Genomic DNA, 25,476 nt, shown 5'->3' on the forward strand with positions numbered 1-25,476 from the left:
CGCATCACTGGCCGTGCGCTCCTGCGACTAATGGGCGGTGTCCGTGTCGATGGAGTCGGTGGTTGCCGCCGGCACGATGGACGCCGGCGCACGCGAATCGACCCATTCCATGAACAGCTTGTACCCCACGGCCAGCAGCACGGCGCCGACGAACAGACCGAGGATGCCGCCGGTGACCATGCCGCCGATGGCGCCGACCAGGATGACCAGCATCGGCGCATCCACGCCGCGTCCGAGCAGCAGCGGCTTGAGCACGTTGTCGGCCATGCCGGCGACGAGGAAGTAGATGGTGAAGATCACTTTCATCACCGTCGAGGAACCGTCGTCGGCCCACCACAGGTAACCGATCGCGGGCAAGGAGATGATCAGCGCCGGCAACTGCAGGATGCCCAGCAGCATCGTGATGGCCGCCCACACGCCCGCTGCCGGTATGCCTGCAAACAGGAAGCCCATGCCCAGCAGCAAGGCCTGGATGAAGGCGACGCCGACCACGCCGGCGGCCACCGAACGTACCGTGGCGACGGCAAGCTTCAGCAGGCTCGCGCCCTCGGCCGGATTGGTCAGCCGCACCAGGATGCGTTCAGTGGCGCGTTTTGCGCCTTCTGCATAGACCATCATCACGCCGGCGACGACTATCGCGGCCAGGAACATCAGGATCGCGCCGGCGGCATTGGCCGCCATCATCAACGCCTTGCGCAGCCAACCGCGGATGATCTCGGCATTCTTCTGCAGATAGGCCGGCAGGTTGTCGGCCGCTTCGGTCCAGGCGGCGTGAAGGCGCTCACCGACCACGGGCCACTGCGCGACCTTGGGGTTGGGGGTCGGGACCGCGAAGGAGCCTTTCTCGAACGACTGATGGACTTCACTGATCTGGCTGGCGAACGAACTGCCCAGGATCACCATGGGCACGCCCAGCAGAAGCAGCAGCGCCAGCACCAGTACCGTGGCGGACAGGCCGCGGCGGCCCCCCAGTCGGCGCACCAGCCCCTGGTACAGCGGGTAGATGGCGATGGCCAGGATCACGCCCAGGATCACCAGGTTCGCGAACGGCGCGAATATGCGCACACAGACGATCGCCAGGAACGCGATCAGGCCGACCTTGATCAGGGTCTCGGTCAGGTCGGCGGTGACGAGCTTGCGCAGCGTTTCTTGATCTACGTTCACGTGGAAATCCTCCTTGACGTCGACCGGCCCCTGCATGGGGTCGGACGCCTGCGGTGATGTGGGGGATGGATCCATCCGTCCCCGGTTGAGCGGTTGCGCCGGCGGGCCCTCAGGCCAGGCGCCGGTAGATCCTGACGATCACCTCTTCGGCGACCAGCATCACGACGATCACGGTGATCAGCACCAGCAGACCATGCCATCGCCCGTCGAAGCGGACGTCGGTTCCGAACGCGAACGAAATCGCTTCGAGGATCGCGAACTTCGAACCGAACAGGATCAGCCATGCCGAGAACCAGCGCATGAAGGTCATGAAACCGCCGGGGCGAGCCTTGAAGAACGCCGCGACGTAGTGCTCGAGGGCGAGGGTCAGCTTGAGCAGGATCTGCAGAAGCAATGCCACCATCAGCGACACGGTGAACGATTCGATGTGGACCTTTTCGGAGAACTCGTTGAAAAGGTTCAGCACCACCAGGTCGATGAGGATTGCGCTGTAGTAGCGAACGAACAGCCGTTGCCCGGTCGAGGGGACATCGGCCTGCAGCGGCATCAAGGAGTCCGCGGTCGTCATCGATTCCCCCGTTGATGTCGGTTGGTGACGGAGCGGTCGCCCTGTCGCGCAACCATGCCAACGTGGTTGTTAAGGCGACGTCACGTGGGATGCCGGCCGGACTGTCGCATTACCGTTCGTCGTGCGCAGGGAGGCGGCCGCAGGGACGAAAGACCGGTTGGCATACTTCAAGCCGCCAGCCGATGCTCGAAGTACGGCCGCTCGCGGTCATCGAGGATGGCGTACATCGCAGCCAGGTCGTCGGCGTCCGGGTTGAGCCAGGCGTCGATGTTGCGGCGCTTGATCGGGATGATGCAGCGATCATGGCCCACCGCGGCGATCTCGACCGGTGGCTCGTCGGTGATGGCGGCAAAGGAGAGCAACTCGGCACCGTGCGAGCCTTTCCACTTCGACCAGACGCAGGCGACCAGCATGTCCTGCTCCGGTTCCGGGCGGAACTCCAGCACGACGTTCTCCTCCTTATCGTCCGGCTGCAGCTCGCGATGCTCGACGGCATGGCGGCTGACGTTCTCGTAGAACGCATTGACCACGACGATGCCGTGCGTGTGGCCGAACTGTTCCTTCCAGAACCCTTCGAGGCTGTCGCGACGGGCGTTGTAGGCGCCCGGGAAGCGCTGGTCGAAGTTGGCCGGTTTGCTCTCGGGGCGACACTGGTAGCGCATCGGTTTGATCACGCGCTGGCCGTTCTCCCAGACCATCACCGGCGCGTAATGGCCAGGGAAGATCCGCGAATCGTCGGCGACCAGTGCGCTGCGATGCAGGTCGGCCAGCTTGCCGCGCGTCCATTCGATCTTGTCGGTGGCGATGCGCTTTTCCTCGAGCGCCTTCTTCGTGGTCTTGTCGAGCAGGATGCGCTCGGCGTCGAACAGGCGCTTGCGCTGCTTGAACAACTCCTGCTCGAAACGACCGGTCTGCGCCCGGTTGAACTCGTCGATCAGCCCCTTGATCTCGTGCTGCAGGTCGGTGAGCGGCTCGGCGAATGCGACGTCCATCGCCTTGGGGATTTTGGCCTTGCCACCGTTGCCGCGCTCCCAGTACAGGCGGACGAAATCCTGGATGCTGATGGTGGCGCCGAAGACCTTGGCGAATTTGCGGTAGTCGGCCCAGATCTGGGCGGAGTAGCACATGGCGGTGGCCCCCTGTCGCTGTGACCGTAGCCGGAATATACCCCCAGCCGCGTGGCGGCCTTGCGTACCCCGAGCTCCGCCTGGGATGCCTGTGGGGCGGTTCGGGTTTCGGGTGGCGCGGCCCACCTTGGGCGCAGTGGCCAATGCGGTGATTGCCGTAGAAGGCGCCACCGACAGCGGTCGATGCGCCAATGCGCCCAGTCGGCATTTCGCGCATGAGTGTCGGGCCCGCTCCGTCGATCTCGACGCAACGCAGCAACGGCGTCGCGCCACTTCCCGCGTGCCAAGAACGACTCCCTGCGCGCGCAACTGCAGCATCTGCGGTCCGTCGGCTGCCAGCGCGGTCGCATCGAGTCCGGTCTCCGCGGCCAGTGCCATCAGATGTCCTCGACCGGGCCAGGCGTTGGCTTGCAACGATGCCCACGCAACGGGTTGAGATGAGGGATTGCGGCTTTGTTAGCTTGCTGCTCCGAAAGAAGAGATACGCGGCGCAAACTGGCAACATCTACTACACCTACTTCCAGATGATGGCGGCAGGCGGGGGCTAATAAAGCTGGGCCCGAGATTCCCCGGGGCCGTGTAGCCGTCAGGCGTGCCGTGTGGTGCGCTTTGCCGCTACGACCTTCTTGACCGGAGCCTTCGCAGATTTGTAGGGCTTGGATGCCGCTTGGCCTACTGCCTTCACTTTCGCGGCCGGCCGCACCCGCTTGGCGGCGGGCGCGATCAACTGACGGCCAGCAGGTTCCACGGACACTTTGATTCCCAGCGCCGAGATGACCTTCAGGATCGTATCGAAGCGGGGCTTCGCATCCGGGCGGAGCGCCTTGTAGAGGCTTTCACGGCCAAGGCCGGAAGCGTCTGCAACCTGGGCCATGCCTCGTGCGCGGGCAGCGGTGCCAAGCGCATTCTGGATGACGACAGCGTCGCCGGACTCAAGAGCATCGCCAACGAAAGCCGCGATGCTTTCCTCGCTGCGAAGGTACTCAGCAGCGTCAAACGCGCGGGTCTTGATGGTGATCTTCATTTGTGGTGTTCCAAGTTGTGTGTTGCTTGTCGGTAGTGCTCCGCGGTTACAGCACCGCGGCGATCTCTCTTGCTTCCTTGATATCGATTTTCTGGGACAACTTGTCCCCGCCGCACAGCAGGATGAAGATCTGTTTGCCGCGCTTCGTGGGGTAGATGCGGTACCCGGGTCCATAGTCGATCCGCAGCTCGCTGACGCCACCGCCTACCGGCTTGACGTCGCCTGTCAGGCCGGCGCGCACGCGCTCGATGCGCGCAACGACAATGCCGCGAGTCTTCTCGTCGTCCAGATCGCCGAGCCACTCGTCAAGGACTTCCGTTGTCTGGATTTCGTTCACGCAGCCATTGTATCCGAATGGATACAAATTGCAAACTTGGAGGCACTTTCCGACGGTAGGCGTGCCATGGCCCAATCTGCGCTGCCTGGGCGCCAGCGGCATATTGGGATCGGCGTCCACCGGAGCGGCGATGATCGCGTGGCCGACCTGCGTAGGCGCCATTGAAGTTGGGTTCCAGAACAATCGCCGGCGTCACCAGCGGCAGCGGTCGGCTGGAGGCGTGGACTTCCTTCCAGGCGGTTGAGTGAGTCGCGTCCGCCAGACTTGCCCGAACAATTGCGCAGCGGACCAGGTAAGTGCGGAGCGGAGTTGCTAAAGCATAAGGGCCTGCGACTGCTCGCAAGCCCTTGATATGTCTTGGTGCCGGAAGTGGGAAACCCACACGCTTTTAAGGGCGGCGGATTTTGAGTCCGCCGCGTCTACCGATTCCGCCATTCCGGCGCCTGGGTTGCCTGTTGGCGGTTCTGGCTTCGAGTGGCGCGGCCCACCAAACCGCGCGACCGAAGGGGGCAAGCCCGGTAACGAAGGATGCAACAGTTTGTAGCATCCATTGGACTAGTGACGCCGGTTCGGGAGCGCAAGCTTTTTCGTACGGTCGTACGACCCGTGGGATGGTCCTGGTGGACGTAGCCCACTCCCTCCCGAGGCTATTCACAATGAAGATTCAAGAACTGCTGAAGTCCAAATCCGGCGACGTGGTCACCATCGATGCCGGCGACACGATCGGCGCGGCGGCCCAGAAGATGACGTCCCACAGGATTGCCGCGTTGGTCGTCACCCGCGGTGCGCAGCCGGTGGGCGTGGTTTCCGAACAGGACATCGTGACCGCCGTGGCCGAAGATGGTGCGCAAGCGGGCACGCGTCCATTGAGCAGGCTGCTCACGGGCGTCGTCGAGAGCATTGCACCGGACACCAGCGTCAAGCAGGCGATGTCGATGATGACGCACGCACGCCTGCGTCACCTGCCGGTGATCAGCAACGATGTGCTGGTGGGTATCGTCAGCCTGGGCGACATCGTCAAGAACCGGCTCGACGAACTCGCGCTCGAGCGGGATGTGCTGCGCGATATCTACATCGCCGCGCATTGATCGGCGCAGCATCGTGATCACAAGAATCAGGCGCCCCGCGAGAGCGGGGGCGCTCGTTTGGCCTGGTTTGCGGGCCGATCAGGCAAACGAACTGCACTCCCGCGTCGCAAGTGACCGACGACTGGGGGGCTGGGACGCTTCAAACAAAAAGCCCCGCAAGTTGCGGGGCTTTTTTGCGGGACGCTCTGAAACCGTCCAGTGGCGCCGGGAGTGGGGGCGGTGACTGCGGATGTTGTGATAGTCGATCAAATGCTGCGAGTTTTCGTGGAGACTGATGAACTCAAGTTGCAACTCTCGCTAATTGCCATATCTTCACAATCCATCTACGCATTCCAACGTAGGCTGAATGCGGGTTCATGACTGCGGTAGAAAGGCCGCTATATTCGCGATACCCCAGACGAAGGAGGATTGGTATGTTTCTGACCAAGCAACATTTGGCAATGGTGCGTACGCTCGGCGTGGCGATCGTCGCCACTTTGGGCCTTGCCGCCTGCGCTACCTATGATGACGACTTTGCACGTGTCAACTCACGCCTCGATCAACTCGACACGAAGGTGCAGAACGCGGCCCAGAGTGCCGAATCTGCCAATCAGTCCGCGCAGCAGGCCAACCAACGGCTGGATCAAATGGAAAGCCGCGTCCAGGCGCTCGAAGCGGCACCGACCCGCAAGCCGCGCGGTTAGTCGCTCTTGCACGATTCGCGACAAACGGCCTGAACCGGGACCCGGTGGCCTTTGCTGGCCACCGGTCTCCTTATAATCTTTACCCAGTCTTCGTTCCAAGGAACCGTCCCATCCGTACTTGCACACACCCTGCGATCCTGGCGCTGGCGCTGGCGTTCGCGAGCATCGGCGTGGCCAGCGCCGAGGATGCCGCCGCGCAACCGGTCGCCGCCGTCGACCAGCTTCCGCCAGGCCAAGATGTGTCCGGCACTGTGATTGAGCTCGCCGGCTGGGTTGTCTCAGCCAATGACAGCCTAGGCTATCCGTTCGCGGTCATAGACAAGGCCTCCGCACAAATCCTGGTATTCGGCGGCGACGGCCGGCTTCGCGGTGCGGCCCCTGGGCTGTTTGGCTCGGCGATCGGCGATCATACGGCCCCCGGCGTCGCCGGTCTTGCGCTTCGCGCGATTCCGGGCCGGGATCGCACGACGCCTGCTGGTCGCTTTGTGGGCGGTTTCGGTCCGTCAATCGACGCTGGGCGCGTGCTGTGGGTGGACTACGATTCCGCGGTCTCCATCCACCCTACCGCCACTGGCGTCCCGGCCGAGAGACGCGTCGAACGCCTCGCATCGCCTTCGCCGGACGACAACCGCATCACTCATGGCTGCATCAACGTCTCGCCCGAGTTTTACGAGCAGATCATCCGTCCGACATTCGAGCGGGGCGGGGTGTTCTACATCTTGCCGGATGCGGCGCCGATAGCGGAGACCTTCCCGGAGTTCGCGCAAAGTCGCGCGACTACGCAGGGCAACGATGGAAGAGGCGCACAGCCCGCCCCCTAGTGAAGGGCGCGTCGGCGTGTTGCCTTTGGTGTGCGAGGCAGCGCAGCGGATGACGCTGCGTGCTCACACGCCGATTCAAGAAACGCCAGGGAACCCCACAGATGCGCAAAACCCCGCCGTAGCGGGGTTTTGGTGTACTTCTGGGGCTTGGTGATGCCCCCTGAAACGTCGTGCTGGTGCCGGAAGTGGGACTCGAACCCACACGCTTTTAAGGGCGGCGGATTTTGAGTCCGCTGCGTCTACCGATTCCGCCATTCCGGCGCGGTCGCGCAGTATAGCCGACGCGGCCGCCCGGAAGCAGGGGGGCTATCTCAGAGTCCGCCGTAGCGGGCCATCGCTGCAGCGAAGACGAAGATGGCCGCGACCAGGATCAGCTCGAAGCGGACGATGCCGCGCAAGCGGGCGACCTCGTTGGTATCGGGCAGGTAGGACGGGTTGGCGGCCAGGGCCTTGCGCCAGCGCAGGAAGCGCACGGTCGGCAGGATCGAGAGCAGCCCGACCAGCACGAAGGCGCCCATCTTGGCGTGGAACCAGGGGTTGTGCAGGTAGAAGTCGTGGCCCTTCACGCCGTAGAGGATCCGGCAGATGCCGACCACGATCAGCAGCATCGCGCAGATGCCGTAGCCCCGGTCGATGCCGGCCAGTCGCTGCAAGGTCGAGCGGTCGACGCCTCCACGCAGGAGCACGGCTTCGGCAACGAGCATCGCAGTCAGTGCGTAGACGAGCAGGTGGTGCAGGGAGGCGAGGGTGAAGTCGGTCAGCATCGGGGGAGGCTCCGGCGGAAACGCTCACCCTAGGCGATCAGGTCTGGCGTTGTAGTGCCAGAGGTCAGGCGTTGTCGGGCGGCTGCCCTCACCCCAACCCCTCTCCCGCTCGCGGGAGAGGGGTTTTTCGGATTCTGAGGGGCTTACGCTGCTTCGTCGGTCTGCAGCGTCTTGGCGACGCGCGCGAACCACTCGCCTTCGTTCGGGACGAACATCGAGCACGCTTCCATCGGCGCCTTGTAGATGTGCAGCGAGACGGCGACCGACTCGTGGCTGGCGTTGCGGATGGTGTGGTACTCGTGCGGCGGGATCAGGCTGCCGGCACTGCCCGGGCCTGCATGCATTCCGCCGGCGGCGCGAAAACGGAAACGCTCACCCTCGCGTTCGAGCAGTTCGTACTGGGTGATCTCCAGTTCGCCGTCCCAGACGCCTTCCACGCACCACAGGCCGCAGTGGTCGTGCACCGGCGTGCCCTGGCCCGGTCCCCAGGTCATCGCGACGACGCTGTACCCCAGGTCCGGGCTGCGGTAGATCTCGCGGCGCGCGTAATGGTCTTCGATCGGGTCGTGCACGCACGAGGGCAGTTGCACGTCGCGGTCGCGGATCATGCTGCACAGCGTGGTGCGCAGCGCGGCGGTGACGGCATGTTCGTCGCCGGACGCAACCGCGGCGTCGATGGCGGCGACCAGCTTGTCGTGGCCGGGGAAATCGAGGTCGGGCAGTGCGTCGTTGATCGTCATGGCGCAATTCTATCGTGCGCCCGGCGCAGCGAATCTTGCGCCGCATCAATCTAGGGTGGTACGGCGGCGTGCGTGCCGTTCAGCCGCTCAGGCAAGGCCATTCAGGAAGTCGGCGACGGCGGGGCCGAAGCGGGCGATGTCGACCAGGAACGCATCGTGCCCCTGCGGCGACGGCAGCGGCAGGAATCGCGAGTCGGCACCGCCGGCGCGCAGGCCTTCGGCGATCTCCTCCTGCTGCTGCAGCGGGAACAGGATGTCGGTGTGGACGCCGATCGCCAACGCCTTGTCGACGCGCAGGCCGGCCAGGCCGGCACGGGTGTCGGCTTCGCCGTTGCCCCGGCGGTCGCTGCAGTACTCGCCCAGGTCGAACCAGTCCATCGATCGGCTCAGGTAGAGGTAGCAGTTGGGGTCGAAGCGGCGGACGAAACGGCGGGCGTGGCCTTCCAGATAGCTTTCGACCTCGAACTCGAGGCCGAACGGCTCGTCGTCGGTGCGGTCCGAATCCAGTCGCACGCGGCCGAATCGGCCGTCCCATTCCAGCGCCGAGCGGTAGGTGATTACGCCCAGCTTGCGCGCCATGCGCATGCCCGCTTCGGGGTAACGCGCGTCGTCGTATTGGCCGCTGTTCCAGTTCGGGTCGAGGCGGATCGCCTCGCGCTGCAGCGAGCGGATCGCGATCGAGAACGGCAGCGCCTTGGCCGCGCCGGAAATGTTGATGTGGCTGCGCGCCAGGCCGGGATGCAGTTGCAGGAACGCCAGCGCGGTCATGCCGCCCATCGAGTTGCCGATGATGCAGGCCAGGCTGGCGATGCCGAGCGCGCGCACGACATTCGCGGCCGCCTGCGCGCCGTCCTCGATCGCCAGGTCGGGGAAGGTCAGGCGGTACGGCGCGCCGGTGTCGGGATTGATCGAGGCCGGTCCCGTCGAGCCTTTGCAACTGCCGAGCGAATTGACGCAGACGACGAACCAGCGATCGCTGTCGATCGGCTTGCCCGGGCCGAGCATCTGTTCCCACCAGCCCGGTTCCGGGTTGCCGTCATTGCTGGCAGCGTGCGCGTCGGGCGACAGGCCGGTGACGATCAGGACGGCATTGTCGCGGGCAGCGTTGAGCGTGCCCCAGGTTTCGTAGGCGACGCGGGCGTTGTTCAGTGCGCCGCCGCGCTTCATCGGGAAAGGCGAGGGCAGGTCGAACCAGCGAGTGCCGGGGGGAATGAATTCGGTCATGGAGCAAGCTTAACGGGCGCGGTTCAATCGCGTCATCCCGGCCAATGCCAGGACCCAGGCTGACGGCACATGCCGCCCCCATACCGTCATCCGGCGAACGCCGGGATCCAGGCCCACATCCCGTCAGTAAATGTCACGTCATCCCGGCGAACGCCGGGATCCATTTTGACTGTGCCGTTGCGCTACGGCGCTCAAGTACGAAGCAACGTCCCTGGGTTCCCGCCTGCGCGGGAATGACGAGCAGCAGCAAACGGATCCCGGCGTTCGCCGGGATGAGGGCGTGGGGCGGATGTGCGTATTTCGTGCGGACTCGCGTTACGGCCGGACTTGGTCGATCAGCAGTTCGATCGTGCCGGCATCCTTGCCCGCAGGTTTCGCCACGGCTTCGAAGTCGCCCGCCTGCGGACTCGCGTTGCCACTGGCCGACACACGCGCCAGCACCTCGACGCTGTCGAGTTGCGAAAGCTTCATCGTCGGCATCGGGCTGTCGCCATCGTCGAGCGTGACCTCGACCGGGAAGTTCGCAGCCGCCAGTTTCTCGACCGCCACCGGCATCGGCGGGCCGCCGGGTTGGCGTGCGATCACGAACAGGCTGGCGTTGGCCGGCAGTTTCGCTGCAAGCGCGGGCGAAAGTGCGACCTTGACCTTCAGGCCCGGGCCAGCGGCAGGTGTCGATGCGGCGGCCGGCGGCAGCGGCGGCAGGCCGGCTTCGCCGCGCGCGGCGTTGATCTGCTCACGCAGGCTTTCGCCGGTGCGACCATCGACGACGGCCAGCAACGGTTCCCAGGTGCGGGCCGCTTCCGCCGGCTGTTTGGCCTGGCGCTGGGCGATGCCGAGGAACCAGCGGGCACGCTGGTGCATCGATTCCTGGTCGAGTGCGTGGCGCAGCATCGAGATGCCTTCGGCATCGAACTGGCGACCCGGCGCGGCGATGGCGCGCATCTCCGCGGCTTCGGCCAGCAGGTCCGGGTCGTCGGGCATCAACTTGAGCGCACGCATCAGCGCATCGCGTGCCTTGGCCGGTTCGCCTTCGGCGACGCGGGCGCGTGCGAGCAGGCGCCAGCCTTCGACCTGGTTGGGGTCGCGCCTGAGCTCGGCCTCCAGCTGGGTGATGGCGTCGTCCAGCGTCTCCGGTGCGCGCCGTTGCGCCGAATCCAGTGCGGCGGGTGTACCGATGGCGAAGTAGATCAGGCCGGTGGCCAGGGTCAGGCCGGCAATCACCGCGATCCCTGCAATCGGACGGGTTTGCCACAACGGACGCAGCACGTAGGCCAGCACCAGCATGGCCAGCACGAGGCCGGCAATCACGAAACCGACCATTACCACTCCTGCTCTTCGTTGCTGTCGCTGGTCTTTGCCGCGGCCGGTGCCTGACGGCGCTTGCGCACCGCGCCGGCGACGACGATGCCGCCGGCCAGCAGCACCAGCGCCGGGCCGAACCACAGCAACCACGTCTTGGATTCAACCTGCGGGCGGTACAACACGAACTCGCCGTAACGCTCGACCAGGAACTGCTTGATCTCGCGGTTGTCCTTGCCCTGGCGCATCAGTTCCAGCACTTCGCGGCGCAGGTCGACGGCGATCTGTGCGTTGGATTCGGCCAGCGACTGGTTCTGGCACATCACGCAGCGCAGTTCGGCGACGAGGGCGTGGAAGCGCTGCTCTTCGATCGGGGACTGGAACTGGAGCGGGGTGGGGTCGCTGGCGGGTTGGGCGAAGGTGGTGAAGGAGGCCACGAGCATCGCGATGGCCAGCAACAACGAATATCCCCTCAAACCGTCATTCCCGCGAAGGCGGGTCAAGCCGTCATTCCCGCGAAGGCGGGAACCCAGCGTCTTCGCACTTTCAATGGCCACAAGGCGCTGGGTTCCCTTCGCGGGAATGACGGGTGATCGTTGATCAGGTGATCGTTGATCGGGCGAGCATTGAACGAGTGATCGTTGAACGTGAGCGTCGCTCATCGCGAACCCCTCTGCATCTCATCAATCTTCGGCAGCAGATCGTCCCGGATCACTTCATCCGTCAACGGCCCGACGTACTTCCAGCGCACGATGCCCTTGCCGTCGACCAGGAACGTTTCCGGCGCCCCATAGATGCCCCAGTCGATCGCGACCTTGCCGTCGTAGTCGGCAATGACCATGAAGTACGGGTTGCCGAACTGCTCGAGCCAGCGCATCGCGTCGGCGTGCTCGTCCTTCCAGTTGAAGCCGATCACGCGCAGCCGTTTGCTCTCGGCGAAGCGCGTCAGCACCGGGTGCTCGTCGCGGCAGGCCGGGCACCAGCTGCCCCAGACGTTGAGCAGGTACGGTGCGCCGCGCAGGTCGTCGGACGTCACCATGCGGCCGGGCTCATGCAGCACCGGCAGGCGGAAGGCCGGCGCCGGCTTGCCGATCAGCGGCGACGGCAGTGCCTCGCGGTTGGGGTTGCGGCTGAGCATCACGCCGGCGAACAGCAACACGCCCAGCGCGGCGACGATCAGCAAGGGCACCCAGCGCATCGAAGACTTGCGCGGCTGCGGCGACGGATCGCTCATCGTGCCGGCTCCTGGCTGACGTTGGCGACCACCGGACTGGAGGCCGGGTTGGAGACAACCGGTTCGGGGACAACAGCGCTGGCGGCGACGGTGCTGGTGCGGCGGAAACGCTTGTCCATCGCCGCGACCAGGCCACCGAACATCATCAGCAGCGCGCCCGCCCAGATCCAGCGGACGAACGGCTTCACATGCACGCGCAGCGCCCAGGAGCCGCCACCGAGCGGTTCGCCCAGGGCAACGTAGAGGTCACGCGTGGCGCCGCCATCGATGGCAGCCTCCGTCATGACCTGGCCGCCGCTGGCGTAGGTGCGCTTTTCCGGATGCATCACGGTCAGCGGTCGCTCGTTGGCGAACACGGTGACGGTGCCGCGGTCGGCTTCGTAGTTCGGACCCTGCGAATGGGCCACGCCGTCGAAGCGGAAGGCATAGCGTCCCAGTTCGACGGTCTGGCCCGGCGCGACCGCCAGTTCGCGCTGCTGGCTCAGGCCTTCGACCAGCAGGGCGCCGACCAGGAACACGGCGACGCCGCAGTGGGCGAGGATCATGCCGAGCATCTCGGCGGTGAATCGCGAACCGCTGCTCTGGCTGCGCAGGCGCGCGACGACGAAGCGGACCGTGCCGAACAGCACCCACGCCGCGCCCAGTACACCGGCGGCGACCTTCCACGGCCCCTGCGGCGAGATGAAGTAAGCAAGGACGCCCAGGACCAGTGCGAGTGCGGCCCAGGGCAACAGCATCGCCAGCGGCCGGGATACCTGCTCACGCTGCCAGCGCGTGATCGGGCCGAACGGCAGCAGCGCCACCAGCGGTGACATCAACAGCATGAACATCAGGGCGAAGTAGGGCGGGCCGACCGAAATCTTGCCCAGATCCAGTGCGTCGGCCAGCAGCGGGTACAGCGTGCCGAGCAGGACCATCGCGCAGGCGGTGGACAGCAGCAGGTTGTTGGCCAGCAGCAGGGTCTCGCGCGAACTGACATCGAATGGTTTTCCGCCATCGTCTGCGGAGGGCGCGCGCAGCGCGTACAGCAGCAGCGAACCGCCGATGACGATGCCGAGGAAGATCAGGATGAACAAGCCGCGCGCCGGGTCGGCCGCGAACGCATGCACGCTGGTGAGCACGCCCGAACGAACCAGGAAGGTGCCCAGCAGCGACAGCGAGAACGTCGCGATCGCCAGCAGCAGCGTCCAGCCGCGGAAGCTGCCGCGCTTCTCCGTCACCGCCTGCGAATGCAGCAGCGCCGCACCGGCCAGCCACGGCATGAAGCTGGCGTTCTCGACCGGATCCCAGAACCACCAGCCGCCCCAGCCGAGCTCGTAGTAGGCCCACCACGAACCCAGCGCGATGCCGAAGGTCAGGAATGCCCAGGCGACATTGGTCCACGGCCGCGTCCAGCGCAGCCAGCGCGCATCGACGCGGCCGTCGAGCAGTGCCGCGATCGCGAACGCGAACGGCACGGCGAAACCCACGTAGCCGACGTACAGCATCGGCGGGTGGATGATCATGCCCGGGTCCTGCAGCAGCGGGTTGAGGTCGCGACCTTCGGCGGCGGCCGGCAACAGGCGCTGGAACGGATTGCTGGTGAAGATCAGGAAGGCGAGGAAGCCGGTGCTGACCAGGCCCATCACGCCGAGCACGCGGGCGATGACTTCATCGGGCAGGGCCCGCGAGAAGCGCGCGACCGCGCCGGTCCACAGCGCCAGGATCAGTGCCCACAGCAGCAGCGATCCTTCGTGCGCGCCCCATACCGCGGTGTAGCGGTACATCAGCGGCAGCAGCGAGTTGCTGTTCTCGGCGACGTAGCGCAGCGAGAAGTCCTGGGTGACGAAGGCGTGGCTGAGGATCACGAATGCGAAGGCGACCAGCGCCAGCTGCGCATACGCGGCCGGGCGCGCCACCGCCATCCAGCCGCCGATGCCACGCTGCGCGCCGGCCAGCGGCAATGCCGCCTGCAGCAGCGACACCAGCAGGGCGAGGATCAGGGTGACCTGGCCGATTTCACCGAGCATGCGACACCTCAGTCCCCCTCTCCCGCTTGCGGGAGAGGGCCGGGGTGAGGGCAAGCGAAGCAGATGGGTGAGCGGGGACAGCGGCGCTACCAGCGCTGTTTGCCCTCACCCCAACCCTCTCCCGCACGCGGGAGAGGGGGCAGGTTGCGCGAGTTGCGGTCATTGCGCCGAACCTGCCGCCGGGGCCGGCACGTCGTGCTTCTTGTGCGCCATGCCCATCTTGTCGGCCACTTCCTTGGGCATGTAGGTCTCGTCGTGCTTGGCGAGGATTTCCTCGGCGACGAAGGTGTCGCCTTCCATGCGGCCGGTGGCGACCACCGCCTGCTTCTCGCGGAACAGGTCGGGCAGGATGCCGGTATAGACCACCGGCATCAGCGCGTCGCCGTCGCTGACCTTGAAGTGCGCTTCCAGCGAGCCCGGTGCACGGGTGAAGGAATCGGCAGCGACCATGCCGCCGAGGCGGAACCTGGCGTGCCCGCCGGCTTCGCCACGCAGCACTTCGCTGGGCGTGTAGAGGTAGGCGATGTTGCGCTGCAGGGCCATGGCCACCAGGCTGGCGGCGATGCCGGCGGCCACGACCAGGGCGATGACCCAGAGCAGGCGGCGGCGACGTACGGGATTCATTGGCACGCTCTCATCAATTCTTATCTGATCAATTCATTTGCGGCCGCGCCCTTGCCAGGGCGAGCGGCTTCGCGTTCGGCGCGCAGGCGCGCGCCACGCAGTTCGCGGCGGATCTGCAGATGGGTGGCGACGAAATCCCAGCCGAGCACGATCACGAACACGGCGTAGGCGGCAATCACGTAGTTCAGGTAGCTCATTGCGCCTTCCCCCGTGCCAGCCCGGCCACCCAGCCCTTGCCGCTCTCACGGCGCAGGTTGTCGGCGCGCGCACGCGTGAGCAGCGCACCGATGAACCACAGTTTGGTGCCGACGATCATCCAGATCAGCGGCGGAATCATGCTCGAGTCCATGCTCGACTCGCCGAGCAGGCGGATGGTCTGGCCCTGGTGCAGCGAGTTCCACCACACCACCGAGTAGCGGATCACCGGCAGCAGCACCACGCCGACGATCGCCAACAGGCCGGCGGCGCGTGCGGCGGCGCGGCGGTCGTCGATCGCGTTGTACAGTCCGATCACGCCCAGATACAGGAACAGCAGGATCAGCTCGGTGGTCAGGCGCGGGTCCCAGTCCCACCACGTGCCCCACATCGGCTTGCCCCAGATCGAGCCGGTCAGCAGCGTGATCAGGGTAAACGCGGCGCCGATCGGCGCGCAGGCCATCGCCAGGATCTCGCACAGCTTGATGCGCCAGATCAGCGCGATCGCGGCGTAGATCGCCATCAGCGCGAACACCGCCATGCTCATCCAGGCGCTGGGCACGTGGATGTAGAGGATGCGGAAGCTGTCGCCCTGCTGGTAGTCCGCAGGCACCTGGAACAGGGCGCCGTACAGGCCCCAGGCCATGACCAGCAGGCCCAGGCCGTAGCCCCAAGGGGCCCAGCGCGCGGCGAAGCGGTCGAAATAGGGCGGTGAACCGAGTTTGTGGAACCAGCGGATGATCGGATTCATCGTTCTCTCGGCCTGTGGGGTCTTGCTTGCTTGCGCCTGCTTCCGGGCCCGGAGGCCAGGTGGCATGGGTGTCGACAGCGGGTCGCGGCGGACATTAAAGGTTGGGACCGGGCGCGGCGTTTGATCTGGCTCAACGCTCTGGTGACTAGCTCAGCGCAATCCGGATCGCGGCGGAGGCGGCCAGCGGTGCCAGCACCAATGAGACCACCAGGCCAGCGCCCAGCAACAGCAGCGCGCCCGTGGGATCCAGCCCCTGCGCGGCGGCGGCCACGCTGCCCGCACCGAACACCAGCACGGGCACGTACAGCGGCAGCGCCAACAACGCGACAAGTATACCGGAGCGTCGCATTCCGACCGTCAGCGCAGCCACGACCGCGCCGAGCAGGCTCAGCAGCGGCGTGCCCAGCGCCAGCGATGCCAGCAGCACGGGCAGCTGTTCGCGTGGCAGGTACAGCAGCTCGGCCAGGAACGGGGTCGCGATCAGCAGGGGCAGCGCGCTGGTGGTCCAGTGCATGAAGGTGCGCACCGCCACCAGCCATGCCAGCGGCACCGGTGCGAGCATCCACTGCTCCAGCGAACCGTCCTCGGCGTCGCCGCGGAACAGGGTGTCGAGTGCGAGCAAACCGGCCAGCAGCACCGCCAGCCACAGCACCGCGCCGGCGACCTTGGACAAGGCCTGCTTCTCGCCGCCCAGGCCGAGCGCGAACAGCACCACGACCAGCAGGGCGAACAGCGCCGGCTGCAGCGCGTCGCCGCGACGGCGCCAGAGCAGGCGCAGGTCGCGCACGAGCAGGGCGCGGGCGGCACCGGCGAGGGTGGCAGTCTGGGCGCTCATGCGTGCCCCCCGCAAACCGTCATTCCCGCGAAGGCGGGAACCCAGGGTCGTTGCTTTTCGGCCAGAGAAAGTCGCTGGGTCCCCGCCTTCGCGGGGATGACGGGTGGCAGGCTCATTGCGTGCCCCCCTTGGCCATCACCAGCATCCGCGTCCGCACTGGCGGCGCAGCATAGGCACCGTGGGTGGTGACCAGGGCGGCACCGCCTTCGCGCAGGTGCGCCTGGACCATGCGATTGACCAGCTCGATGCCTTCCAGATCGAGGTTGGCGTAGGGCTCGTCGAGCAGCCACAGCGGCGCCGGCGACATCCACAGGCGGGCCAGGGTCAGGCGCTTTTTCTGCCCGGCCGAGAGCTGGCGGGCGAGGGTGTCCTCGTACCCGGCCAGGCCGACGATGGCCAGTGCGTTCTCCGGCAGCTGCGCGCGCCGGCGGCCGTGCAGGCCGCACAGGAAGTCGAGGTTTTCGATCGCTGTCAGGTCCGCCTTCAGGCCGGGCAGGTGGCTCAGGTAGGCGATGGCGCGGGCGCGACGGGCGGTGCCGGCGGGCTGGCCGTCGAGGTCGATGTCGCCCTCGTCGGCCCGCAACAGCCCGGCCAGCACCCGCAGCAAGGTGGTCTTGCCGGCGCCGTTGTCGCCCTGGACCAGCAGCGCCTCGCCGGCGTCGACACTGAAGTCGAGCGGGCCGAACACGGGCTCGTCGTTGCGCGCAAAGCGTAAACCGCGGGCTGCGAGCAGCGGCGGAGCAGGTCGGTCGTCTGGCGTCATCGGCTGGAGGGCTGCGGCCCGGTGGCCGCGTGGCCGCCAGTTTATGCGAGTCGCCAGGAAACTAGCTTGTCCGGGCCGGTCGCGCCCGGGCGGCCGGCCCCGGAGCCGGCCCGGGGAGGTCCGCCGGAACCGTTCGGCGACCGATCAGCCGGCCACCCAGTCGGTATGTTCCACCGCCGCAACGGCCGGTACCGCCGGCGGACGGGGCATCAGCATCCGCAGCCGCACCGGTTCGCCGGGTTGCCAGGCCAGGACGGCGGCCTGGCCAAACTCGATCGCCAGCCGCAGCAGGTCGGTCTCCTCGATGCCGGCCAGCAGCCAGCCCGGTTCTCGCCATTGGCCGGTCGGGTCCTGCGCCCAGGCGGGGTGGCGCGTCGCGCCGACGGCGTCGAGCTGGGCCACCAGCAATGCATCGGCGGCCTGGTTGGCCGAGTCCGAACGCGGCTGCGAAGCCGGGTTCCAGGCCGTGATGAAGGCATAGCGCGACGCCGGCCAATAGGCTTCCAGGTCGCTGGCCGGCAGGCCGACCCGAAGCGGCAGGGCATCGCCGTCGAGCACGACCACGTACTCCGCGGCCGCATAGGCGGTGGCCAGTTCGACGGCATTGACGATCTGCAGCTCGCGCATGGCGCGGAGTGTGATTGCGGCCGTGCGACAGTGCAATCGCGCCGTCAAGCGCACCAGGCCGATGGCGTGATGACCACTCGTCATGACGCCCCGTCATGACGCCGTGAGGCGCACATCCTTACACTTGTCCGCCTCGACGGCCCCAGCCTCCAAGCCCCCCTGAGATGACCCTGCAAACCAAACTGCCGAAGGTCGGCACCACCATCTTCACCGTGATGTCGCAGCTCGCGGTCGAGCACAAGGCCGTGAATCTCGGTCAGGGCTTCCCCGACTTCGCCGTGCCCGACCGCCTGATCGAAGCGCTGGACCGCGCCATGCGCGACGGCCATAACCAGTACGCGCCGATGACCGGCATCCCGGCGCTGCGCCAGGCCATCGCGGCCAAGACCGAGCGCTGTTACGGCTATCGCCCCGATGCCGACGCCGAGGTCACCGTGGCCTCCGGCGCCAGCGAGGCGATCTTCGATGCGATCGCCGCAGTGGTGCGGCCGGGTGATGAAGTGATCGTGCTCGACCCCTGCTACGACTGCTACGAGCCGGCGATCGACCTGGCCGGCGGCCGCGCGGTCCATGTCCCGCTCGACCCGGCGACCTTCGCTCCGGACTGGAGCCTGGTTCGCGCCGCGATCACCGCCAAGACGCGGCTGCTGATGGTCAACTCGCCGCACAACCCGTCCGGCGCGATGTTCGACGCCGACGACATCGAGCAACTGACCGCGTTGCTGCGCGGCACCGACATCCTGCTGCTGTCGGACGAGGTCTATGAGCACATCGTGTTCGATGGTCGCATCCACGAATCGGTGCTGCGCCATCCCGAACTGCGCGAACGCGCCTTCGTCGTGTCGAGCTTCGGCAAGACCTACCACTGCACCGGCTGGAAGGTCGGCTACTGCATCGCGCCGCCGGCGCTGTCGGCCGAGTTGCGCAAGGTGCACCAGTACAACACCTTCTGCACGTTCGCCCCGGCGCAATGGGCGTTCGCCGAAATGATCGAGGCCGAACCCGAGCACTACGAGCAGCTCGGCGCGTTCTACCAGGCCAAGCGCGACCGTTTCCGCGAGCAGCTGCTGACCACGCGCCTCAAGCCGCTGCCGGTACCGGGCGGCTACTTCCAGCTGGTCGACTATTCGGCGGTGAGCGACCTCGACGATGCCGCGTTCTGCCGCTGGCTGACGATCGAGAAGGGCGTCGCCGCGATCCCGCTTTCGCCGTTCTACGAAACGCCTCCGCGGGGACAGCGCCTGGCGCGCCTGTGCTTTGCCAAGAACGAGGCAACGCTGGACGCCGCCATCGAGAGGCTGCTCAAGCTATGACGTCTGCTCCCATTCCCTCAGCGCCGATGCCTTCAGCACCGACGACCGACCTGCGGGTTTCGCTGATCCAGGGCGAGACCCGCTGGCATGACCCGGCCGGCAACCGCGAGTACTACGGTCGCCTGATCGCGCCGCTGCACGGCACGACCGACCTGGTGATCCTGCCGGAGACCTTCACCAGCGGTTTCTCCAACGAGGCCATCGGCAGCGCCGAAGGCATGGACGGGCCGACTGTGGCGTGGATTGGCGAACAGGCGCGCAAGCTCGACGCGGCGGTGATGGGCAGCGTGCAACTGCGCACCGACGAGGGCGTCTTCAACCGGCTGCTGTTTGCCACGCCCGACGGTGCGCTGCACACCTACGACAAGCGGCATCTGTTCCGCTATGCCCGCGAGCACGAGCGTTATGCCGCCGGTCGCGACCGGCTCGTACTGGAGTGGCGCGGATGGCGGATCTGCCCGCTGGTCTGCTACGACCTGCGCTTCCCGGTGTTCTCGCGCAACCGATTCGACGTCGAGCGTCCGGGTCAGCTCGACTACGACCTGCTGGTTTTCGTCGCCAACTGGCCGTCGGCGCGCAGCTATCCGTGGAGGACGCTGCTGCGCGCACGTGCGATCGAGAACCTGAGCTTCGTGGCCGCGGTCAATCGCGTCGGCACCGACGGCAACGGCCTGCACTATGCCGGCGACAGCGCCGTGATCGACTTCGTCGGTCATCCGGTCAGCGAATGCGCCGATGAGGAAGTGGTGGTCACCACGACCCTGCTCGCCGCTGAACTTGCGGCACACCGGGAACACTTCCCGGCCATGCTCGACGGCGATGCCTTCGAGCTGAAATGAACGGGCACCGGCGCGCCGTCGCGCGCGCCGACGAATGGCGAACTCCACAGGCACGCGCATGCTAGTTGCATGAATCGCGCTGATACGAGTGCCCGCAACGCAATATTGACATCGCTGAACTGTGCACGCGTTCGCGATTGACGGCAGCTCTCCGCCTGTTCAGGCAACGCCTCATTAACGTTGGCTATGACATTGATACGCCTCCACCAACAACGCTGACTGGCCACCACCGCGCGCCCCGCGCACAACAACTCAAAAATCGTTCCATTCCGGCTGCAGCGACTTCCCCCGGTCCTGTACGCATTCCCGTGCGCATGCTGCGCGCATGGACATTGAAGGAGACTTGTCATGGTTACCCGCACTTTCCGCAACGCCGGCCTTGTCGTCGCACTCAGCGCCGTCACCCTGGCCGGTTGCTCCAGCTACATCAAGCGCGACGAATTCGACAGCACCATCGCCGACCTTCGCGCCACGGACCAGAAGCTGCAGGCGCAGATCGATTCGCTCTCGCAGAAGCACGATGCCCTGGTCACCCAGCTCGCAGGACGCGTGCGTGTGGAAACCGGAGCACACTTCGCCACCGGCGATGCGACGCTCAGCGATCAGGACAAGCCGTTGCTCGACGACTTCGCCCGCGTGGTCAAGGAAAGCCATTCCGACGCGCTGATCACCGTCGAAGGCTTTACCGACCCGGCCGGTTCCGCGGTTACGAACCGTCGCCTCGGCCTGCAGCGTGCCCAGTCGGTGCGTGACTACCTGGTCAGCTCCGGCCTCGGTGCCGAGCAGGTTCGCGCAGTCAGCTACGGCGAAGACCAGAACCGCCAGGTGCGTGCAGGCGCCGTGGGCGAGGCTGGCCGCGACAACCGCCGTGTCTCGCTCGTGGTCGACTACGCCGGTGTGGCCCAGCAGAACGCCGCGCCCGCGCCGGAGACCAGCGGCGGCTGACGGAACTGCGCATTGGCCCCTCTCCCCGCAAGGGGAGAGGGGTGAGCGGTTGCGCATCGTATTACACTGGCCCGGCCGCACATTGCGGCGAATCGTGATCGACAAGGATGCCGGCGCGACGCGCCCGCCATCACCGGACCTGCCGCGCCGGCTCCGCCATCTGGGAGTCCAGGCCATGTCATCCCCACGCCTCGAAGAGTTCCTTCATTCCAATCGCGTCGTCTACGACACGATGACGCATCCGCATGCGTTCACCGCCCTGGCCACTGCGGCCAGCGCCCGGATCGACCAGCACGAGATGGCCAAGACGGTCATGGTCCGTCTCGACGGCAAACTGGCGATGGCGGTGATCCCGTCCAGCGAGTGGCTGGACCTTGCCAGCCTGCGCCAGGTCAGCGGGGCGCGCGAGGTGTCGCTTGCCAGCGAATCCGATTTCAAGGATCGCTTCCCCGAATGCGAGGTCGGTGCGATGCCGCCCTTCGGCAACCTCTACGGCATGGAGGTGTATGCCGCCGACAGCCTCTCCGAAGACGCGCGCATCGCCTTCAATGCCGGCAACCACCGCGAGTTGATGCGGATGGGCTGGGGCGATTTCGAGCGGCTGGTGCATCCGCGCGTGGTCCATCTCACCCGCCATTAGTGTCGTTGAGGGAGGGGCTTGCGCCCCTCCCGCCCGCAAGGCCCCGGCGTGATGCCGATTCTCACAATCCGTTGGCTAAGCTGCGCGCATGAACAGCGCCTCCTTGCACAGCCGGCTGCGGTCGTACTGGAATCGCCTTCCGCCGAACGTGCGCCCGTGGCTCAGGCGCATCGTCCTGGGGTTGCTGATCCTTTATGCGACCTACTTCCTCCTCGGCAATCTGTTCCTCAACACGCCGCTGGGACCGTGGGTCGCCAACCGCAAGCCGGAGAAGTTCCAGATCCAGTGGGGTCCTGGCATCACCCTGTGGCCCGGCCGCGTGACCGTCTGGGACGTGGACATGAAAGGGCAGGTCGGCCGCACCCGCTGGTCGGTGCAGGCCGGCAAGGCCAGGGGGCGGGTGGCGATCCTGCCGCTGCTGCACAAGGAAGTTCGCGTGCCCGACGTGGAGGCGTTCGACGTGTCCGGCGGTGCCGACCTGCTCGAGGTTCGCAGGCCGCCGCCGCAGCCGCGCCCCGGTGGATGGGTACTGCGCTTCGATCGCATCCATACCGGTTCGATCAAGGCTGGCCATTTCGCCGGGCTCGAACTGCAGGGTCCGGGCAGCGCCGAGGTCGGCTTCTACAAGCAGCTTCGCGGCGGCCCGCTCGAGCTGATGCCCTCGACCGCGCACTTCGACAAGGCACACCTGGCCTACAAGGGCGACACGATGCTGCACGATGCCCGCATCGACGCGCGCTTCGCGATTGCGCGCCATACCCGCGCGCAGGCACCCGGCATTCGCAAGTTGCTGATGACCGATGCCGAACTCAGCCTGGATGGCTTGTCGGCAGCGGTAAAGACCGTCGCCGACAAGCAGGGAAAGATCACGATTTCGACCGTGCCCGGCCAGGGGCGGGCACACGCAAAGCTGGCCTTCGCGCGCGGGTCGCTCAAACCCGGCAGCGAGCTGCGCTGGCACATGCCCGTGACCGGTACCGACATCGCCGGCAAGCCGCGTGAGGGCGCGCTGGACTTCGTGCTGGATGTCGATCGCGACATCGTGTTCAAGGCGAAAGCACCTGCGCAGGAAGGCAAGCCGCTGTTTCTCGACGCCGACCTGCGGCTTCGCGGCACCGACATTCCGTTGCAGGATTTCAAGGCAGCCGTGCCGCGCACTTCCGGCCACGTGGTGGGTCGTTGGGAGTTCTCGTCACTGCGCTGGCTGGGCAACCTGTTCAGTGCGCCCTGGCTGGCGCTGGACGGGTCCGGTGCGGTCGATGCCGACGTGCAGGTCGTCAATGGCAAGATCGCCGCCGGCAGCCGCTTCGGCATACCCGAGGTGGATGCCGTTGCCCACGTCATGGGCAGCCGCATCCAGGGCCGCGCGCGCGCCGCAGGTCGACTCGATGCAGGTCCCAACGACGAGCTGCTGCCCTATCTCGAGCTGGTGATGGACCGCTTCAACATCGCAGCAGAGGACGCGCCCGATCGACCGTACGTGGACGGACAGAACCTGCGACTGGACCTGCAGACCATCTCCGGCCTGGAGCGCGAGAAGCTCAAGAAGCCGGGCGCAATAAAGGAAGTCCGCGACGCGCTGCGGGCGCACCTGGTCTTCGCCGACGCGCGGGTTCCCGACCTGCGGGTCTACAACCGCTACCTGCCGGCTGCTCATATGCGCTTCGAAGGCGGCGCCGGCACGGTCAGCGGCGACGTGATCCTCGATGGCGCCGGCGCGGTCGGAACCGGCGTGGTGCGGGTCAAGGGCAGCGGCACGCAGCTTCATTTCGCCGGCATCGCCCTGCGCGGCAACGTCGACGTCAACACGCAGCTGCGACGTGCGGACCTGACCGGCCACAGCTTCAACATCGACGGCACCCGGGTAGCGTTGAACAACATGAGCTTCACCGAGCCCGGGGGCGAGTCGCGCGGTGGCTGGTGGGCGCGGATCGAGCTGCAACGGGCGCGGATGGACTGGGACAAGCCGGCCACGGTCAACGGTCGCGCCAACATCGCCATGAAGGATGTCGGCTTCCTGCTGGCGCTGTTCTCGCGCAAGCGCGACTACCCCAAATGGGTGTTCAAGATGATCGACTCCGGCCAGGCCCAGGTCAGCGCCAACGTGCAGTGGCGGGACGACGTGCTGGTGCTCGACCGGGTCGAGGCCAGCAACCAGCGCTACGACCTCAAGGCCCGGCTGCGCCTGAAGGGCAAAAGCCGCGTCGGCAGCCTGTATGCGAACTGGGGCGTGCTCAGTTGTGCAGTGGCCGTCAACAATGGCCAGCGCGACTTCCACATGGTCCACGCCAAACAGTGGTACGAGTCGCAACCCAACCTGCTGCGCTGATGCGGTGATCCCGCCGCTTCCGTTTCCTTAACGGGTAGTGGTGTTAACTCGTACTGCGGCGAGTGCTCTGCGCGCTCGTCGTCGCACCGATGAACGTGCACTTCCGATCGTGGATGGTTGCCTGCGCGCTGCTGGTGGCGGCGTTGCCGGTGAGTGCGCAGTCATCATCGGCACCGCCGCCATCTGCGCCGCCGTCGGGCGCGGTCCTGCTGCTCGACATCAAGGGTGGCATCGGTCCGGCCACGCGCGACTACCTGCGCAGCGGGCTCAAGCGCGCCAGCGATGAAGGTGCCCGCGCGGTGGTGCTGCGTATCGACACACCCGGTGGCCTGGATGCTGCCACGCGCGACATCAACCAGGCGATCCTCGCTTCTCCCGTTCCGGTCATTGCCTGGGTCGCGCCGGAAGGCGCGCGCGCCGCCAGCGCCGGAACCTACATCCTGTATGCCTGCCACCTGGCGGCGATGGCACCGGCGACGTCGCTCGGTGCCGCCACGCCTGTATCGATGGGCGGGCCCGGTGCCGGTCCGGAGCGGGAACCGGATGAGCCGCGCGGGCAACGCGAACCATCCGCCGGGAATGCGCCAGCCACCACACCTTCGCCGCGCCACGAACCGCGTGACGCGATGTCGCGCAAGGCGATCAACGATGCCGTCGGCTATCTGCGCAGCCTGGCCGAACTACGCGGACGCAACGGCGATTTCGCCGAGGCCGCCGTGCGCGACGCGGCGACACTGACGGCGACGCAGGCGCTGTCGCAGGGCGTGATCGAGATCGTTGCAGGCAACACCGACCAGTTGCTGCGCCAGGCGCACGGCCGCAAGGTACGGCTCGCGCAGCGCGAGGCGACGCTCGATCTCGTCGGCCAGGCGGTGACCGTGGTGACGCCGGACTGGCGCGCGCGCCTGCTGGCCGTGCTCACCGAGCCGACGGTGGCGTACCTGCTGTTGCTGATCGGCCTGTACGGGCTGGTGTTCGAAGGCTACAGCCCCGGCGCGATCCTGCCCGGCATGGTGGGCGCGATCTGCCTGCTGCTGGCGGCCTATGGGTTGCAGGTGCTACCCGTGAACTACGCCGGAGTCGCGTTGATCGTGCTGGGCGTGGCGTTGATCGCGATCGAGTTTGCGATGCCGAGCGTTGGCGCGGCCGGAGTCGGCGGCGTGGTCGCCCTGGTGGCCGGCTCGCTGATCCTGTTCGACACGCAGGTTCCCGGGTTCGGCGTGCCCGGCGGATTGATCGCCGGCATTGGCGCTGCCAGCGCATTGGTCTTCATGGGCATGGTCTGGCTGGCTTCGCGGGCGCGCCGGCAACCGGTGGTCAGCGGCCAGGAAGAACTGATCGGCCAACTGGCGGTGGTCACGCGCGACTTCGACGGAGCCGGCCAGGTGCACATCCGCGGCGAGCACTGGCAGGCGCATTCGATGGTGCCGGTGAAACGCGGGCAGGCGGTGCGCGTGCTGGCGCTGGACGGTCTGGTGCTGCGCGTGGCGCCCGACGAGGAAACGACGCCACCCCACTGAACGCGTTCCACTG

27 protein-coding genes and 2 tRNA genes are annotated in these 25,476 nt (G+C 66.6%); 9 read left to right on the top strand and 20 right to left on the bottom strand.

Annotation, left to right across the window (positions count from 1 at the left end; all coding sequences use genetic code 11):
- Positions 1-27: 27 nt before the first annotated feature.
- The 6 genes from AC3A3X_RS04880 to AC3A3X_RS04905 all read right to left on the bottom strand — a co-directional run bounded on the left by AC3A3X_RS04880 (position 28) and on the right by AC3A3X_RS04905 (position 4,661).
- Positions 28-1,164: an AI-2E family transporter gene (locus tag AC3A3X_RS04880; protein WP_487581915.1), complete on the bottom strand. Its 1,137-nt coding sequence runs from the start codon at positions 1,162-1,164 to the stop codon at positions 28-30.
- A gap of 109 nt (positions 1,165-1,273) precedes the next feature.
- Positions 1,274-1,732 carry a hypothetical protein gene (locus AC3A3X_RS04885; protein WP_487581916.1) on the bottom strand — a complete coding sequence of 153 codons (459 nt, stop codon included), beginning with the start codon at positions 1,730-1,732 and terminating at the stop codon, positions 1,274-1,276.
- A 167-nt stretch (positions 1,733-1,899) separates the two neighbouring features.
- The gene (locus AC3A3X_RS04890) at positions 1,900-2,859 is read right to left on the bottom strand and encodes an SOS response-associated peptidase family protein (protein ID WP_487581917.1); all 960 of its coding nucleotides are present in this window, start codon (positions 2,857-2,859) and stop codon (positions 1,900-1,902) included.
- 586 nt (positions 2,860-3,445) lie between these two features.
- The gene (locus AC3A3X_RS04895; protein ID WP_487581918.1) at positions 3,446-3,883 is read right to left on the bottom strand and encodes an addiction module antidote protein; all 438 of its coding nucleotides are present in this window, start codon (positions 3,881-3,883) and stop codon (positions 3,446-3,448) included.
- 46 nt (positions 3,884-3,929) lie between these two features.
- The gene (locus AC3A3X_RS04900) at positions 3,930-4,220 is read right to left on the bottom strand and encodes a type II toxin-antitoxin system RelE/ParE family toxin (RefSeq protein WP_487581919.1); all 291 of its coding nucleotides are present in this window, start codon (positions 4,218-4,220) and stop codon (positions 3,930-3,932) included.
- 358 nt (positions 4,221-4,578) lie between these two features.
- A tRNA-Leu gene (locus AC3A3X_RS04905) sits at positions 4,579-4,661 on the bottom strand.
- A 215-nt stretch (positions 4,662-4,876) separates the two neighbouring features.
- On the opposite strand from AC3A3X_RS04905, the gene AC3A3X_RS04910 reads away from it, so the two are divergent.
- The 3 genes from AC3A3X_RS04910 to AC3A3X_RS04920 all read left to right on the top strand — a co-directional run bounded on the left by AC3A3X_RS04910 (position 4,877) and on the right by AC3A3X_RS04920 (position 6,812).
- Positions 4,877-5,308, top strand: coding sequence for a CBS domain-containing protein (locus AC3A3X_RS04910; protein ID WP_487581920.1), 432 nt, complete (start codon positions 4,877-4,879; stop codon positions 5,306-5,308).
- A gap of 413 nt (positions 5,309-5,721) precedes the next feature.
- Positions 5,722-5,991, top strand: coding sequence for a hypothetical protein (locus tag AC3A3X_RS04915; RefSeq protein WP_487581921.1), 270 nt, complete (start codon positions 5,722-5,724; stop codon positions 5,989-5,991).
- A gap of 143 nt (positions 5,992-6,134) precedes the next feature.
- Positions 6,135-6,812 carry a hypothetical protein gene (locus tag AC3A3X_RS04920; protein ID WP_487582003.1) on the top strand — a complete coding sequence of 226 codons (678 nt, stop codon included), beginning with the start codon at positions 6,135-6,137 and terminating at the stop codon, positions 6,810-6,812.
- Positions 6,813-6,986: 174 nt separating this feature from the next.
- Here AC3A3X_RS04920 and AC3A3X_RS04925 read toward each other — a convergent pair.
- The 14 genes from AC3A3X_RS04925 to AC3A3X_RS04990 form a co-directional block, all read right to left on the bottom strand.
- Positions 6,987-7,073, bottom strand: a tRNA-Leu gene (locus AC3A3X_RS04925).
- Between the two features lie 50 nt (positions 7,074-7,123).
- A complete protein-coding gene (locus AC3A3X_RS04930; RefSeq protein WP_487581922.1) occupies positions 7,124-7,576 on the bottom strand; it encodes a DUF2214 family protein in 453 nt (150 codons plus the stop codon).
- Positions 7,577-7,719: 143 nt separating this feature from the next.
- Positions 7,720-8,316, bottom strand: coding sequence for a cysteine dioxygenase family protein (locus tag AC3A3X_RS04935; protein WP_487581923.1), 597 nt, complete (start codon positions 8,314-8,316; stop codon positions 7,720-7,722).
- Positions 8,317-8,403: 87 nt separating this feature from the next.
- Positions 8,404-9,540: a homoserine O-acetyltransferase MetX gene (gene metX / locus AC3A3X_RS04940; protein ID WP_487581924.1), complete on the bottom strand. Its 1,137-nt coding sequence runs from the start codon at positions 9,538-9,540 to the stop codon at positions 8,404-8,406.
- Positions 9,541-9,855: 315 nt separating this feature from the next.
- Positions 9,856-10,860, bottom strand: coding sequence for a tetratricopeptide repeat protein (locus tag AC3A3X_RS04945; RefSeq protein WP_487581925.1), 1,005 nt, complete (start codon positions 10,858-10,860; stop codon positions 9,856-9,858).
- Complete coding sequence (locus AC3A3X_RS04950) at positions 10,860-11,282, bottom strand: cytochrome c-type biogenesis protein (protein WP_487582004.1); 423 nt, start codon at positions 11,280-11,282, stop codon at positions 10,860-10,862. The genes AC3A3X_RS04945 and AC3A3X_RS04950 overlap by 1 nt, the downstream gene beginning before the upstream one ends.
- Positions 11,283-11,497: 215 nt before the next feature.
- Positions 11,498-12,073 (bottom strand): DsbE family thiol:disulfide interchange protein, encoded by a 576-nt coding sequence (locus tag AC3A3X_RS04955; protein ID WP_487581926.1) that lies wholly within the window; start codon positions 12,071-12,073, stop codon positions 11,498-11,500.
- Positions 12,070-14,082: a heme lyase CcmF/NrfE family subunit gene (locus tag AC3A3X_RS04960; RefSeq protein ID WP_487581927.1), complete on the bottom strand. Its 2,013-nt coding sequence runs from the start codon at positions 14,080-14,082 to the stop codon at positions 12,070-12,072. Before AC3A3X_RS04960 ends, AC3A3X_RS04955 begins: the two co-directional genes overlap by 4 nt.
- Before the next feature lie 159 nt (positions 14,083-14,241).
- A complete protein-coding gene (ccmE, locus tag AC3A3X_RS04965) occupies positions 14,242-14,706 on the bottom strand; it encodes a cytochrome c maturation protein CcmE (RefSeq protein ID WP_487581928.1) in 465 nt (154 codons plus the stop codon).
- Positions 14,707-14,726: 20 nt separating this feature from the next.
- Positions 14,727-14,903: a heme exporter protein CcmD gene (locus tag AC3A3X_RS04970; protein WP_158730724.1), complete on the bottom strand. Its 177-nt coding sequence runs from the start codon at positions 14,901-14,903 to the stop codon at positions 14,727-14,729.
- The gene (gene ccmC / locus AC3A3X_RS04975) at positions 14,900-15,652 is read right to left on the bottom strand and encodes a heme ABC transporter permease CcmC (RefSeq protein ID WP_487581929.1); all 753 of its coding nucleotides are present in this window, start codon (positions 15,650-15,652) and stop codon (positions 14,900-14,902) included. The genes AC3A3X_RS04970 and ccmC overlap by 4 nt, the downstream gene beginning before the upstream one ends.
- A gap of 145 nt (positions 15,653-15,797) precedes the next feature.
- The gene (ccmB, locus tag AC3A3X_RS04980; protein WP_487581930.1) at positions 15,798-16,487 is read right to left on the bottom strand and encodes a heme exporter protein CcmB; all 690 of its coding nucleotides are present in this window, start codon (positions 16,485-16,487) and stop codon (positions 15,798-15,800) included.
- A 112-nt stretch (positions 16,488-16,599) separates the two neighbouring features.
- Positions 16,600-17,250 carry a heme ABC exporter ATP-binding protein CcmA gene (ccmA, locus tag AC3A3X_RS04985; RefSeq protein ID WP_487581931.1) on the bottom strand — a complete coding sequence of 217 codons (651 nt, stop codon included), beginning with the start codon at positions 17,248-17,250 and terminating at the stop codon, positions 16,600-16,602.
- 144 nt (positions 17,251-17,394) lie between these two features.
- Positions 17,395-17,877: a DUF3293 domain-containing protein gene (locus AC3A3X_RS04990; RefSeq protein ID WP_487581932.1), complete on the bottom strand. Its 483-nt coding sequence runs from the start codon at positions 17,875-17,877 to the stop codon at positions 17,395-17,397.
- Positions 17,878-18,041: 164 nt separating this feature from the next.
- On the opposite strand from AC3A3X_RS04990, the gene AC3A3X_RS04995 reads away from it, so the two are divergent.
- From AC3A3X_RS04995 to AC3A3X_RS05020, 6 genes are all read left to right on the top strand, one after another.
- Complete coding sequence (locus AC3A3X_RS04995) at positions 18,042-19,190, top strand: pyridoxal phosphate-dependent aminotransferase (protein WP_487581933.1); 1,149 nt, start codon at positions 18,042-18,044, stop codon at positions 19,188-19,190.
- Positions 19,191-19,216: 26 nt separating this feature from the next.
- A complete protein-coding gene (locus AC3A3X_RS05000; RefSeq protein ID WP_487581934.1) occupies positions 19,217-20,029 on the top strand; it encodes an amidohydrolase in 813 nt (270 codons plus the stop codon).
- A 348-nt stretch (positions 20,030-20,377) separates the two neighbouring features.
- On the top strand, positions 20,378-20,974 hold the full coding sequence (locus tag AC3A3X_RS05005) for an OmpA family protein (RefSeq protein ID WP_487581935.1): 597 nt from the start codon (positions 20,378-20,380) through the stop codon (positions 20,972-20,974).
- 175 nt (positions 20,975-21,149) lie between these two features.
- Positions 21,150-21,614, top strand: a complete 465-nt coding sequence (locus AC3A3X_RS05010) for an aminoacyl-tRNA deacylase (protein ID WP_487581936.1) — start codon at positions 21,150-21,152, stop codon at positions 21,612-21,614.
- Between the two features lie 88 nt (positions 21,615-21,702).
- Positions 21,703-23,943, top strand: a complete 2,241-nt coding sequence (locus AC3A3X_RS05015) for an AsmA family protein (RefSeq protein ID WP_487581937.1) — start codon at positions 21,703-21,705, stop codon at positions 23,941-23,943.
- Positions 23,944-24,032: 89 nt separating this feature from the next.
- Entirely contained in the window at positions 24,033-25,463 is a 1,431-nt protein-coding gene (locus AC3A3X_RS05020) for an NfeD family protein (protein WP_487581938.1), read from the top strand.
- Positions 25,464-25,476: the final 13 nt, after the last annotated feature.

The sequence above is a fragment of the Lysobacter sp. Soil_N_23 genome (genome assembly GCF_057656135.1).